This window comes from Allobosea sp. FW305-C-101 (assembly GCF_058783685.1).
Genome location: NZ_JBYSYT010000005.1, coordinates 117,019 through 129,565, shown reverse-complemented (window position 1 = coordinate 129,565; position 12,547 = coordinate 117,019). Strand labels below are relative to the sequence as shown.

Sequence of the window (12,547 nt, the reverse complement as noted above, 5' to 3'; positions counted from 1 at the left end):
TTTCGACGGAACTACCACGTCATCCCCGATAAGCTGCGAAGCAGCGCAGATCCGGGATCCATCGAAGGGCGCTGAGTTCGACGATTGATCCCGGGTCAAGCCCGGGATGACGTCGCGTTTCCGCACAAGCTTTCCGGAGTTAACGCGCTGCCGCAAGCCACCCCGCCAGCGCCTTGCGCTCGGCGGGGGTCATGCCGGAGAGGTTGTTCGGCGGCATCGCATGGGTCATCACCGCCTGCGTGCGGATCGCGCGGGCGTGCATCGCGATCTGCTCGGGCTCGTGCAGCATCACGCCCTTCGGCGCGATCTGGATGCCGGGCCAGGATGGCTCCGGCGCGTGGCACATGGCGCAGCGCCCGGTCACGATATTCGAGACCTCGGTCGGCGGCAGCGTCATCCCCGCCAGCAGGATGGGCTTGCCCGCGTCGCGCGCTTTGAGGCCGAGCTGCTCGCGCCCGCCGGGCGAGGACGACATCGCCACCCAGAAGGCGAGCCAGAGCGCCAGGATCGCCACCGCCCAGCACCACCAGGGCGATTTGGCGTGGTCGCCGTGCCGGATGTTGAAGAAATGCCGGATCAATGCCCCGGCGACGATCACCAGCGCCACCAGGAGCGGGATCACGCTCGAATTGGCGTAGGTCACCGGATAGTGGTTCGACAGCATCAGGAACAGCACCGGCAGGGTGATGTAGTTGTTATGCGTCGAGCGCTGCTTGGCCGCCTTGCCGTATTTCGGATCGGGCTTCTCGCCGGCGGTGAGCGCGGCGATCACCTTCCGCTGGCCCGGCATGATGTTGAAGAACACGTTGGCGGTCATGATCGTCGCCATCAGCGCGCCGGTATGGATCAGCGCCCCGCGCCCGGAGAACACATTGGCGAAGGCCCAGCTCGCCGCGACGACATAGCCGAAGCCGACGAGCCCGAGCAGGACGTCATGCTTGCCGAGCGGTGACTTGCACATCAGGTCGTAGATCAGCCAGCCGATCACCAGCGCCGTGATGCCGATCGCGCCCGCGGCGAAGGGCGAGAGCTGCATCACCGCCGGGTCGATCAGGTAGAGTTCGGACTGGGCGTAATAGACCCAGACCAGCAGGAAGAAGCCGGAGATCCAGGTCCAGTAGCTCTGCCATTTATGCCAGGTCAGCTCGGCCGGCATCACGGCCGGGGCGACCATGTATTTCCGCATCTCGTAAAAGCCGCCGCCATGCACCTGCCAGGCGCGCCCGCCGGTGCCGGGCGGGATGTCGTCCGCCGCCTTCAGCGAGGCGTCGAGATGGATGAAGAAGAACGAGGCTCCGATCCAGGCGATCGCCGTGATGACATGGAGCCAGCGCAGCATCATGCCGCCCCACTCCATCAGATAAGCTGCAAGCATCGCTTCACACTTTCAGAAACTTGGACTGGACGGCCGGATCATTCGGAGCCGTGCGAGGACTGCGCCGCCGAGAGGCGCGCGGCCTCGGCCGATTTCATGCCGTTGAAATAGAAGTTCAGCGCCACCGACACGACCGCCGTCAGCAGGATGCCCGAATGCAGGAACGGGTCCAGCCCATGCGGCAGTTTGCTGAAGAAGGTCGGCGCCACCAGCGGGATCATGCCGAAGCCGAGCGAGAGGGCGACGACATAGAGATTGTTGCGGCTGCTCTGATAATCGACGTTCTGGAGAATGCGCACGCCCGTCGCCGCCACCATGCCGAACATCACGATGCCGGCGCCACCGAGCACGAAGAGCGGCACGGATTCCACCAGCGCGCCGAGCTTCGGCATGAAGCCCATCGCCAGCAGGATCAGCCCGCCCGCCACCGTGACATAGCGCGAGCGCACGCCGGTGACCCCGACGAGCCCGACATTCTGCGAGAAGGAGGTGTAGGGGAAGGTGTTGAACACGCCGCCGATGACCGTGCCGATGCCGTCGGCGCGCAGGCCGCGGTTCATGTCGTCGCGCGAGATGGTGCGGCCGGTCATCGTGCCCAGCGCCAGGAACATGCCGGCCGATTCGATCAGCACCACGATCATCGTGATCGACATCGTCACCGCCGCCATCAGGTTGAAGGTCGGCCAGCCGAAGGCGAAGGGCGTGATCACCGCGAACCAGGGAGCCTGGCCGACCTTGCCGAAATGCATCATGCCCAGCGAAGCCGCGGCGAGGCAGCCGATCACGATGCCGCCGAGCACCGCGACATTGCAGAAGAAGCCCCGCGCGAATTTGGTGATGAGCAGGATGACGACGAGGACGAAACCGGCCATCGCCAGATGGATCGGCTCGCCATAGCCCGGCAGGTTCGGCGCCGCCGCGCCGGCCGCCCAGTTGACGCCGACCCGCATCAGCGAGATGCCGATCATCAGGATGATCGAGCCCGTGACCACCGGCGGGAACAGCGGCAGCAGCGAGCCCATCACGGGGGCAATCAGCACGGCGAAGATGCCGGACAGGATCACCGCGCCGAAGATGCCGGTGATGCCGAGCGCGGGATCGGAAGCCATCGCCACCATCGGCCCGACGGCCGCGAAGGTGACGCCCATCATCACCGGCAAACGGATTCCGAAGGGCCCGATCCCGAGCGACTGGATCAGGGTGGCGATGCCGCAGGCGAGCAGGTCGGCATTGATCAGCAGCGCGACCTGTTCCGGTGGCAGCTTCAGCGCCCGGCCGACGATCAGCGGCACAGCCACCGCACCGGCATACATGACCAGGACATGCTGCAACCCAAGCGCGAACAACTTGGGCGGGGGCAGGACCTCATCGACGGGGTGGACGGTCGACGCATCGACCCTTTCGCTCCGGACGGCGGCATCCATCGGCATTCCCCTTTTTCTTTGAGGCGCCTTTCCGGCACCTGAAAGCAGCGTAAAGCGGCACGCCGGGCAGCGTCGAGGGAGCATTGTCAACAAAAAGTCAAAGCTGCTTTGATCGCGACGAGCGGGTTTTGTCGCCGCGATCAGGCCCGGACGCCTTGCCCGGAAGGGTTGTCCCGCTACTGTGCTCGCCAACGGGATCAAGAGGGTGACGGATCATGGGACATCTCTCGACGCATGTGCTCGACACGGTGAACGGCCGCCCCGGCGCCGGCATCGTGGTGACGCTGGACCGTCTCAATCCCGACGGTTCGCGCCAGCGGCTGGTCGAGGCCGTGACCAATGCCGACGGCCGCACCGACGCCGCCCTGCTCTCGGGCACGCTCGTCCCCGGCACCTATGAACTGACCTTCGCCATTGGCTCTTATTTCCGTGGCCTCGGCACCGCCCTGCCCGACCCCGCCTTCCTCGATCTCGTCCCCGTCCGCTTCGGCATAGCCGAGCCGGAGGGTCGCTATCACGTCCCGCTCCTGGCCTCGCCCTGGAGCTATTCCACCTATCGCGGCAGCTAGACCATCATGAGCCAGACCACCTATCCGCGCGACATGAAGGGCTATGGCCGCGCTGCTCCGCATCCGCACTGGCCGGGCGAGGCCCGCATCGCCGTCCAGTTCGTGATCAACTACGAGGAGGGCGGCGAGAACTGCATCCTCCATGGCGATGCCGCCTCCGAGGCCTTCCTCTCCGAGATCGTCGGCGCCGCGCCCTGGCCGGGCCAGCGCCACATGAACATGGAGTCGATCTACGAATACGGCTCCCGCGCCGGCTACTGGCGGCTGTGGCGGATGTTCACCGAGCGCAATATGCCGGTCACGGTCTTCGCCGTCGCCAGCGCGCTGGCGCGCTATCCCGAGATCGTCGGCTCGATGCAGGAGGCCGGCTGGGAGATCGCGACGCACGGCCTGAAATGGATCGACTATCGCGACACGCCGAAGGAGCGCGAGCGCGCCGATATCCTCGAAGCCATCCGCATCCAGACCGAACTCACCGGCGAACGTCCGCTCGGCTGCTATCAGGGCCGCACCTCCGAGAACACCATTCCCCTGACGATGGAGGAAGGCGGCTTCCTCTACACGGCGGACGTCTATGCCGACGAACTGCCCTATTGGCTCAGCAGTCCGAAGGGGCCGCAGCTCGCCGTGCCCTATACGCTCGACGCCAACGACATGCGCTTCGCCACACCGCAGGGCTTCAACACCGGCGAGCAGTTCTTCACCTATCTCAAGGACTCGTTCGACACGCTCTATGCCGAGGGCGAGACCGCGCCGAAGATGATGTCGATCGGCCTGCATTGCCGCCTCGTCGGCCGGCCGGGCCGCGCCGCCGCACTCGCCCGCTTCCTCGACTATGTGCAGAGCCATGAGCGGGTTTGGGTTGCGACCCGCCTCGACATCGCCCGCCACTGGGTCAGGACGCAGCCGCCGGAAGGCGGATACGTGCCCTCGAAGCTGCCGAAGGCGCTGTTCACCGAAGTCTTCGGCCGCGTCTGGGAGCATTCGCCCTGGATCGCCGACGCGGCCCATGATGCCGGCATCGGCGCCGGCCACGACACAGCGGAAAGCCTCCACGCAGCGATGGTCGCAGCCATGCGCAAGGGCTCGGCCGAGCAGCAGAAATCCCTGCTCACCGCCCATCCCGACCTCGCCGGCAAGCTCGCCGCCGCAGGCGAGCTCACGCCTGAATCGACGCAGGAGCAGGCCGGCGCCGGGCTCGATCGCCTCACCAGCGACGAGCGCGTCCGCTTCACGGCGCTGAACGAGTCCTACAAGACCCGTTTCGGCATCCCCTTCATCATGGCGGTGAAGGGCGCGACCAAGGCCCGGATCCTCGCCGCCTTCGACGCGCGCTTGAAGAATACGCCTGAGCAGGAAACCGCGACGGCGCTGGCCGAGGTCGAGAAGATCGCGCTCTTCCGGCTGAAGGAACTGCTGCCGGCGGGCTGAGGCCTTCTTTCACAACCGCGTCATGCTCGGGCTTGACCCGAGCATCTCGGAAACCAGCGCCCTCTGGTCCTGAGGTTCTCGGGTCTGCGCTTCGCTCCGCCCGAGAATGACGCCCCTCGGCCCGGAACCTCCTCTCCTGCCACCACGTTGATGCGCAGAGATATTGGAGAAAATTCGTGTTCCGCCTGCTTCTGATCATCATCGTGCTGGTCGTCGGATATGACGCCGTCGTTCATCAGGGCGCTTATACGCGCGACGCCTGGAACAGTATCGTTCGCCTCACCGGCTCATCTGTCGAGGGCGCCAAGGAACTCGGCGAGCGCGCGCGCAACTGAGCCTTACGCGGCCGCCCGCCCCTCGACGATCCCCGCGATCGCCTCCAGCATCCGCGTATCGTCGCCCGCCAGCCCTTCCATCGCCGCCATGCGCTGGATCACCGTGCCGGCGATTGCCTCCTCCACACTATCCTCGGCATAGGCGTAGAAGATCGTCGCGTGCTGGCCGTCGCGATGGCAACGCCCCTCGATCTGCTGGAGCTGGATCGCGCTATGGCGCATGTCGTGGATGACGAGCGCCCGCTCGCGCTCGCCGCCCGGCATCTCGCCGCGATGCAATGAGATCGCCTCGGTGACGGTGAAGATCACCGCGTCGAGCTGCCCGGTCTGGAAGGCGATGCGCGTCTCCTCGTTCTGCGCGCCCGAGCGTTCGCCATTGATCTCGGCGGTGCGCCAGCCGCGCCCCCTGAGCGTCTCGGCCAGCATCGCGCTGGTTTCGAGGAACGCGACGGAGATCGCGACCTGCTCGTCATTGCTCAGCAGATCCTCGCAGAAATCGGCCGTGCCGGGGATGCGCAGCAGGCTCGCCTTCTGTCGGAAGCGCAGATCGGCGGCCCAGCCCTGCGGCTTGCGCGTCGAGCCGCCGGCCAGGCCAAGCTCCTTGCGGAACTCCCGCCAAGTCGCGTCATAGAGCTTGCGCGCGGCCGTATCGAGCGCGACCGGGGCAAGCTCCCGCTGCACCTCTGGCCAGCCGGCGATCTCCTCAGGCCGGCGCCGCAAGCCGATGGCATTGCTGCCGCGATAGAGCAGGTCAGCCATGACCTTGCGGTCGGCCTCGTTCGGCTCCCAGCTCCAGTTCTTCCAGCGCCCCTTGGCCCTGCCGATTTTCAGGCGCTTCATCAGCACGCGGAAACCGTCGAGATCGGCCGTCGGCATGCCCGCGGCCTTCGCCAGCAGGCCCGCGAGATAGGAGAGTTCATGCGGCGACTGGCCGGCCGTCGCGCTCATATAGATCGTGAAATCGGCCGCTTCCGCCATCTGCCGGCAGACCAGCCCCTGCTGCGAATTCGGATTGCGGATGCGATGCGCCTCGTCGATCACGACGAGCGGCCAGACGCGCTTCGGGCGGCCGTGCTTGGCGATCTCGTTGTTCTTCGCCCGCGCCGAGCGCTTCTTGCTGTCGGCGACAGGCGCAAGCAGCGACTTCGTCTTCTCGAAATTCATCAGCGTCACGCGCTTCGCCGGCAGGCCCGACAGCGCCATGGTCCGCCGCCACTGCGGGATCGCCCCTTTCGGGCAAATCACCAGCACGTCCTCTTCCGGCATCGCCGACAGCGCGAGCCAGGCCGAGAGCGTCTTGCCGAGGCCGGTGAGGTCCCCCAGCAGGAAGCCGGCCGCGCCCTTCCCCCGCGCCGCCAGGATGGCGTCTCGCGCGACGAGCTGGTGCGGATGCGGGATCATCGTCATGCGGTTGGACGTGCTCAGTCGTGTGGCGAGGCGCCCGCCCTGCCCGGCGGGCATGGCGCGCCCGGCTCTCTTGGCACTGGCGCCAGCTCGCGTCCACCGGCACTGTGCCGGCCACTTATTGGGGAGACGACAAGACCATGACCCGCGCGCAGGCGATCGCGAAAGCCCAGGACTATTTCGACTCAGGCCGGATGAAGGACGATCTCGGCCGGCTCATCGCGATCCCGACCGAAAGCCAGAATCCCGACCGTGCTCCGGTGCTCGGCGAGTATCTCGACAAGGAGATGCAGCCCCTGCTCGAATCGCTCGGCTTCACTTGCCGCATCCTGACCCATGCCAAGGCACGCGGCCCCTTCCTTTATGCCGAGCGCATCGAGGACCCCGCCCTGCCGACCATCATCGGCTACGGCCATGGCGACGTCATCCGCGGCCTCGACGCGCAGTGGAGCGAAGGCCTCTCGCCCTGGAAGCTCGTCGAGCGTGACGGCCGCTGGTACGGCCGCGGCGTCGTCGACAACAAGGGCCAGCATCTCATCAACATCAACGGCCTGCGCGCCGTGCTGGAGACGCGCGGCAAGCTCGGCTTCAACGCCAAGTACCTGATCGAGATGGGCGAGGAATCCGGCTCGCCGGGCCTGCGCGAACTTTGCGAGGACGAGGCCGAACTGCTCAAGGCCGACATCCTGATCGCCTCGGACGGCCCGCGCCTCAATGCCGAGCGCCCCACGGTCTTCCTGGGCGCGCGCGGCGTCATCACGTTCGACCTGCAGATCACCGCACGCGAGGGCGGCCACCATTCCGGCAACTGGGGCGGCATCCTCTCCGATCCGGCGATCCAGCTCGCCCATGCCATCGCCTCGATCACCTCTCCCACCGGCCAGATCCGCATTCATGAATGGGTGCCGAAGGAACTGCCGGACGGCGTCCGCCGCGCGCTCGCCGATTGCGAGATCGACGGCGGCCCGGACGGCCCGACCATCGATCCGAACTGGGGCGAGCCCGGCTTATCGCCGGCCGAACAGGTTTTCGGCTGGTGCTCCTTCGACGTGCTGGCGATGAAGTCCGGCGTGCCGGAAACGCCGGTCAACGCCGTGCCGCCGAGTGCCTGGGCGCGCGTCGCGCTACGCTTCGTCGTCGGCATCGATCCGCGTGATGTCGCCCCGGCTCTGCGCCGCCATCTCGACCGCCACGGCTTCGACATGGTCGAGATCATCATGCCCGGCACCGAGCGCTTCGGCGCGACGCGGCTCGACCCCGATGACGCCTGGGTCCGCTTCACGATCGATTCGATCGCCGAGAGCACCGGCAAGAAGCCGGCCTTGCTGCCCAATCTCGGCGGCTCGCTGCCGAACGACATCTTCGCCGAGATCCTGAAGCTGCGCACGATCTGGGTGCCGCATTCCTATCCGGGCTGCTCGCAGCACGCGCCGGACGAGCATCTGCCCGCGGCCATCGCCCGCGAGGGCTTGGTCGCCATGGCCGGGCTATACTGGGATATCGGCGCGGGCAACGCCCCGAAGGTCTGAAGCGCGGCTATTCCTGCGGCTGGCGCGGATCGCGCCCCGGCGGCAGATCGATCGGCGTCGCCGGGGGAGCCTCCGGCGGCGCATTGGGCGGCAGCTCCGGCGGCGGCTCGGTCGGGATGCCCTGCGGTTCGGCGTCCGGCGGCGATTCGACCGGCGGGGCCGGAGGAACCTCGGCGGGCGTCAGCGGCGGCACCTCGGGCGGCGGATTCGGGATGGCCGGCGTGTTGCCGGGCGCGGCCGCAAGGCCTTGATCCAATGGCATCATGTGAAACCTGTCCTTTCGGACAGGAACGCCCGAGCCGCCGAAAGGCTCCCTCCCGCTCGGGGAAGCGTCGCTGCTTAGTCCGGCGGCCGAGATGCGCCTTCATCGCCCGGCAGCGGATGGCGGCGCTGCAAGCGGCTCTCCAGCGAATGGTCGAGAAACAGCAGAACGAGCGCCAGGACCGTGGCCGCCAGCGTCACCGGCCATTTGCCCAAGCCCGCTGAGCAGCCCAGCGCAGCCGTCACCCAGATCGCCGCCGCCGTCGTCAGGCCATGGGGCATCAGGTCGCCATCGCGGCGGATGATCAGGCCGGCGCCCAGAAAACCGACGCCGGTCAGCACGCCCTGGACCACGCGACTCGCAGCATCGGGATGCAGGGTCTCGCTGAACAGGCTCGCAGCGGCAGCGGTGCCGAGCCCGACCAGCCCGAAGGTCCTGAGGCCGGCGCTCTTGCGCTGGAGTGTCCGCTGCCAGCCGACCGCGACACCAGCCACAAGGCCGGCCAGCAATCGCAGCACCAATTCGAATTCGCCCACGCTGCTGCTCGCTCCGTCGCCATTTCAGGCAGACGATAACACAGCCTCGGGCCGGCGAAGGCGCAAGCCATTCGCCTCAGCGAGGCATCAATTCAGCGATGTCAAGGAAAGGTCGTGGTGGGTGATGTAGGGCTCGAACCTACGACCCGCTGATTAAGAGTCAGCTGCTCTACCAACTGAGCTAATCACCCATACGCCACGAAGCGCCGCCGGTCAGCGGCGTCAGCCGCGTCAGGCAGGGGGCGTGTAGCAAAGGCCCCGCCCCCTGTCCACCCATCTGTGACAGTTTTTTCAAACGCGGCGAAAAAGGCTTCGCCGCGCTGTGGATTGTCAGGCCGTACGGCGGTTCAGCAGGTGATAGAGGATGATCGCGCCGAAGGTCGCCGTGCCGATTCCGCCGAGCTCGAAGCCGAAGATCGGCAGCTTCAGGTCGCCGGCGCCGAGAATCAGCGCTGTTGCCACGGTGATCAGGTTCTTCGGCTCGGAGAAATCGACCTTGTTCTCGACCCAGATCCGGCCGGCGGTCGCGGCGATCAGGCCGAAGACCACGACAGCGAGGCCGCCGAGCACCGCGACAGGGATCGTGCCGATCACCGCGCCGAACTTCGGCGAGAAGCCGAGCACGAGTGCGATGACGCCGGCCGCGACGAAAACCAGCGTCGAATAGACCCGCGTCACCGCCATCACGCCCATGTTCTCGGCATAGGTGGTGACGCCCGTGCCGCCGCCCGAACCGGCGATCATCGTGCCGAGACCGTCGGCGATGAAGCCGCGGCCGATCAGATGGTCGAAGTTGCGGCCGGTCATCACCGCGATGCCTTTGATATGGCCGAGATTCTCAGCGACCAGGATGATCGCGACCGGCACGATCAGCGTCATCGCCTTCATGTCGAAGACCGGTGCCACGAATTTCGGCATGCCGAACCAGGCGGCCGCGCCGATCTTGCCGAAATCGATCGTCGGCGCGCCAAAGCTCGACGCGGTCACGGCATAGAGGATGTAGGCGGCAAGCCCGCCGATCAGCACCGGCAGGCGCTGCGGCAATCCGCGCCCATAGACGGCGATCAGCGCCACCGCCACCACTGTGAACAGCGCGATCCACTTGGTATAGGCGCTGGCCGAGATCATGCCGATCGCGACGGCGGTCAGGTTGAGGCCGATCGCGGCCACCACGGCGCCCGTGACGACCGGGGGCAGCAGCTTCTCGATCCAGGCCGTGCCGACGCCCTGCACGATCAGGCCGATCAGGGCATAGACCGCGCCGCAGGCGATGATGCCGCCGAGCGCCACGCCGATATTCGCGTTGGGGCCGGAGCCGGCATAGCCGGTCGCGGCGATGACGACGCCGATGAAGGCGAAGGACGAGCCGAGATAGCTCGGCAACTGCCCGCGCGTGATCACGAAAAACAGCAGGGTCGCGATGCCCGAGAAGAAGATCGCGACATTCGGATCGAAGCCCATCAGCACCGGGGCCAGCACCGTCGCGCCGAACATGGCGACGACATGCTGCAGGCCGGCGATGAGCGTCTGCCCAGTCGGCAGCCGCTCGTCCGGCATCACGACGCCGGAAGTCTTCAAGGTCCAGTTCGGAAAATAGCCCATCGGCATCGCGCTCCCCAGGGTCGCCGGGGGAGCGACCGCACCGGAAGCGCAGATGAAAGCAAAAACCGAGCCGGCGCCAGATCGCGCCGGCGTCATCCACCGGAATCGGAGGGCGGCAGCTGTGCGCGATCAGCGCGCGGGGGCAACGCTGTCATCCCGTGCGCGCTGCGGCATGGAATGCCGCTGCGCAGACACGGGACCGTTCTCAGGAAGAGGCGCCCTTGCGGAAGCCGTGAGAAAGCGCGCCCTACTCGGCACGCGGTCCCGTGTCTGCGCCGCAGCGCGCACGGGATGACACATGTCCCGAAGAGCGCCCTTCCCTCTTACTCCGCCGCCTGGGCGTGCAGGCGCCCGCCGCGGGCGATCAGCTTGTTCAGCGCGGCGAGATAGGCCTTGGTCGAGGCGACCAGCGTGTCCGGATCGGCGCCGCGGCCGGTCACCGACGAGCCGTCGCGCGAGAGCCTGACCGTCACCTCGGCCTGCGCATCGGTGCCCTCGGTCACGGCATGGACGTCGTAGAGCTCCAGCGTCACCTCATGCGGCACGATCGCCTTGATCGCGTTGAAGATCGCGTCGATCGGCCCGTTGCCCTCGACCTCCTCGGTGACATGCTTGCCGTCGACATCGAGCTTCATCGTGGCGCGCTGCGGGCCGCGCGTGCCCGCGATCACCGTCAGCGATTCCAGCTTGATGCGGTCATGGGCGGTGGCGATGTTCTCGTCGACCAGCGCCTCGATATCCTCGTCGTAGACATGCTTCTTGCGGTCGGCCAGCGCCTTGAAGCGGGTGAAGGCGTCTTCCAGCTGGTTGTCGCCCAGCTCGTAGCCCATCTCCTTCAGCTTCGAGCGGAAGGCGGCGCGGCCGGAATGCTTGCCCATCACCAGCGAGGTCTTGGTCACGCCGACCGATTCCGGCGTCATGATCTCGTAGGTGGTGTTGTTCTTCAGCATGCCGTCCTGGTGGATGCCGCTCTCATGCGCGAAGGCGTTCCGGCCGACGATCGCCTTGTTGTACTGCACCGGGAAGGAGCAGGCGGTCGAAACGGCCTTGGAGATGCGCATCAATTGCGTCGCGTCGATGCCGGTATCGTAGGGCATCGCGTCGCCACGCACGCGCAGCGCCATCACGATCTCTTCCAGCGCGGCATTGCCGGCGCGCTCGCCGATACCGTTGACCGTGCACTCGACCTGCCGGACGCCGCCCTCGATCGCTGCCAGCGAATTGGCGACGGCCAGGCCCAGATCGTTATGGCAATGCGCCGAGAAGATCGCCTTGTCCGCGTTCGGCACGCGCTCGCGCACCGCCTTGAACATGGCGCGATACTCGTCCGGCGTGGCGTAGCCCACCGTATCGGGCAGGTTGATCGTGGTCGCACCGGCCCGGATCGCAGCCTCGACCGTGCGGCAGAGATAGTCGATCGGGGTGCGGGTCGCGTCCATCGCCGACCACTCGACATCCTCGACCAGGTTGCGCGCCTGCGTCACCGTCGCGGTGATGATCTCCAGCACCTGCTCCTGCGTCTTGCGCATCTGGTGCTCCAGATGGATCGGCGAGGTCGAGACGAAGGTGTGGATGCGCGGCTTCACCGCATGGCGCACCGCCTCGCCAGCCCGGGCGATGTCGGCGCTGATGGCGCGGGCGAGGCCCGCGACGGTCGCGCGCTTCAGGCGGCGCGCGATCTCGGATACCGCCTCGAAATCGCCCTCGGACGCGATCGGGAAGCCAGCTTCGATGATGTCGACGCCCATCGCGTCGAGCGCGTCGGCGATCTCCAGCTTCTCCTCGAAGGTCATGGTGGCGCCGGGGCACTGCTCGCCGTCGCGCAAGGTGGTGTCGAAGATCAGGACGCGGTCTTTTGCGGAGCCGGTCTGGGTCGGGTTGGTCATGGTTCTGCTTCCGGGTGTCGGCGCGCCGCGGAATTCTGGGAAAGGCGGGCGCTGGGTTTTCTGTCGGCGGTTCTCGTCAGTCCCCTGAGCGCCCAGGCAGCATGCCCGGCCGGCCCTCAGGGGCGGCTAAGGAGAAGAAGGCCAAGAAGCGAAAACGGAGCGCGGGCGCGCATGCCGACGACCTGCGCAGCGGC

General features: G+C 67.0%; 11 protein-coding genes and 1 tRNA gene. 4 read left to right on the top strand and 8 right to left on the bottom strand.

What is annotated here, in order from left to right:
- Nucleotides 1-139: 139 nt before the first annotated feature.
- Both AC3WMA_RS20670 and AC3WMA_RS20665 read right to left on the bottom strand, forming a co-directional pair.
- A complete protein-coding gene (locus AC3WMA_RS20670) occupies nt 140-1,375 on the bottom strand; it encodes a urate hydroxylase PuuD (protein ID WP_492287228.1) in 1,236 nt (411 codons plus the stop codon).
- Between the two features lie 38 nt (nt 1,376-1,413).
- Entirely contained in the window at nt 1,414-2,799 is a 1,386-nt protein-coding gene (locus tag AC3WMA_RS20665) for a nucleobase:cation symporter-2 family protein (protein ID WP_492287227.1), read from the bottom strand.
- A gap of 215 nt (nt 2,800-3,014) precedes the next feature.
- Here AC3WMA_RS20665 and uraH point away from each other — a divergent pair, with 215 nt between their 5' ends.
- From uraH to AC3WMA_RS20650, 3 genes are all read left to right on the top strand, one after another.
- Entirely contained in the window at nt 3,015-3,368 is a 354-nt protein-coding gene (gene uraH / locus AC3WMA_RS20660) for a hydroxyisourate hydrolase (RefSeq protein WP_492287226.1), read from the top strand.
- 6 nt (nt 3,369-3,374) lie between these two features.
- A complete protein-coding gene (puuE, locus tag AC3WMA_RS20655) occupies nt 3,375-4,799 on the top strand; it encodes an allantoinase PuuE (RefSeq protein ID WP_492287225.1) in 1,425 nt (474 codons plus the stop codon).
- 176 nt (nt 4,800-4,975) lie between these two features.
- Nucleotides 4,976-5,134 carry a hypothetical protein gene (locus AC3WMA_RS20650; RefSeq protein ID WP_199088394.1) on the top strand — a complete coding sequence of 53 codons (159 nt, stop codon included), beginning with the start codon at nt 4,976-4,978 and terminating at the stop codon, nt 5,132-5,134.
- Nucleotides 5,135-5,137: 3 nt separating this feature from the next.
- Here the strand turns inward: AC3WMA_RS20650 and AC3WMA_RS20645 are convergent, their stop codons facing one another.
- Entirely contained in the window at nt 5,138-6,595 is a 1,458-nt protein-coding gene (locus AC3WMA_RS20645) for an SNF2-related protein (RefSeq protein WP_492287224.1), read from the bottom strand.
- Nucleotides 6,596-6,678: 83 nt separating this feature from the next.
- Between AC3WMA_RS20645 and AC3WMA_RS20640 the strand changes: the two genes are divergently transcribed.
- Nucleotides 6,679-8,067 (top strand): M20 family metallopeptidase, encoded by a 1,389-nt coding sequence (locus AC3WMA_RS20640; RefSeq protein WP_492287223.1) that lies wholly within the window; start codon nt 6,679-6,681, stop codon nt 8,065-8,067.
- Between the two features lie 7 nt (nt 8,068-8,074).
- On the opposite strand, the gene AC3WMA_RS20635 is transcribed toward AC3WMA_RS20640, so the two are convergent.
- The 5 genes from AC3WMA_RS20635 to AC3WMA_RS20615 form a co-directional block, all read right to left on the bottom strand.
- Nucleotides 8,075-8,332: a hypothetical protein gene (locus tag AC3WMA_RS20635; protein WP_492287222.1), complete on the bottom strand. Its 258-nt coding sequence runs from the start codon at nt 8,330-8,332 to the stop codon at nt 8,075-8,077.
- A gap of 74 nt (nt 8,333-8,406) precedes the next feature.
- Entirely contained in the window at nt 8,407-8,865 is a 459-nt protein-coding gene (locus AC3WMA_RS20630) for an MgtC/SapB family protein (protein WP_492287221.1), read from the bottom strand.
- Nucleotides 8,866-8,980: 115 nt separating this feature from the next.
- A tRNA-Lys gene (locus AC3WMA_RS20625) sits at nt 8,981-9,056 on the bottom strand.
- 139 nt (nt 9,057-9,195) lie between these two features.
- Nucleotides 9,196-10,473: a solute carrier family 23 protein gene (locus AC3WMA_RS20620; RefSeq protein WP_492287220.1), complete on the bottom strand. Its 1,278-nt coding sequence runs from the start codon at nt 10,471-10,473 to the stop codon at nt 9,196-9,198.
- A 317-nt stretch (nt 10,474-10,790) separates the two neighbouring features.
- Nucleotides 10,791-12,353, bottom strand: a complete 1,563-nt coding sequence (locus AC3WMA_RS20615; RefSeq protein ID WP_492287219.1) for a 2-isopropylmalate synthase — start codon at nt 12,351-12,353, stop codon at nt 10,791-10,793.
- Nucleotides 12,354-12,547 lie beyond the last annotated feature (194 nt).

Excerpts from the sequence above, each read along its gene's own strand:
- AC3WMA_RS20670 (WP_492287228.1), bottom strand. The coding sequence starts at position 1,375 with ATGCTTGCAGCTTATCTGATGGAGTGGGGCGGCATGATGCTGCGCTGG.
- AC3WMA_RS20665 (WP_492287227.1), bottom strand. The coding sequence starts at position 2,799 with ATGGATGCCGCCGTCCGGAGCGAAAGGGTCGATGCGTCGACCGTCCAC.
- uraH (WP_492287226.1), top strand. The coding sequence starts at position 3,015 with ATGGGACATCTCTCGACGCATGTGCTCGACACGGTGAACGGCCGCCCC.
- puuE (WP_492287225.1), top strand. The coding sequence starts at position 3,375 with ATGAGCCAGACCACCTATCCGCGCGACATGAAGGGCTATGGCCGCGCT.
- AC3WMA_RS20645 (WP_492287224.1), bottom strand. The coding sequence starts at position 6,595 with ATGCCCGCCGGGCAGGGCGGGCGCCTCGCCACACGACTGAGCACGTCC.
- AC3WMA_RS20640 (WP_492287223.1), top strand. The coding sequence starts at position 6,679 with ATGACCCGCGCGCAGGCGATCGCGAAAGCCCAGGACTATTTCGACTCA.
- AC3WMA_RS20635 (WP_492287222.1), bottom strand. The coding sequence starts at position 8,332 with ATGATGCCATTGGATCAAGGCCTTGCGGCCGCGCCCGGCAACACGCCG.
- AC3WMA_RS20620 (WP_492287220.1), bottom strand. The coding sequence starts at position 10,473 with ATGCCGATGGGCTATTTTCCGAACTGGACCTTGAAGACTTCCGGCGTC.
- AC3WMA_RS20615 (WP_492287219.1), bottom strand. The coding sequence starts at position 12,353 with ATGACCAACCCGACCCAGACCGGCTCCGCAAAAGACCGCGTCCTGATC.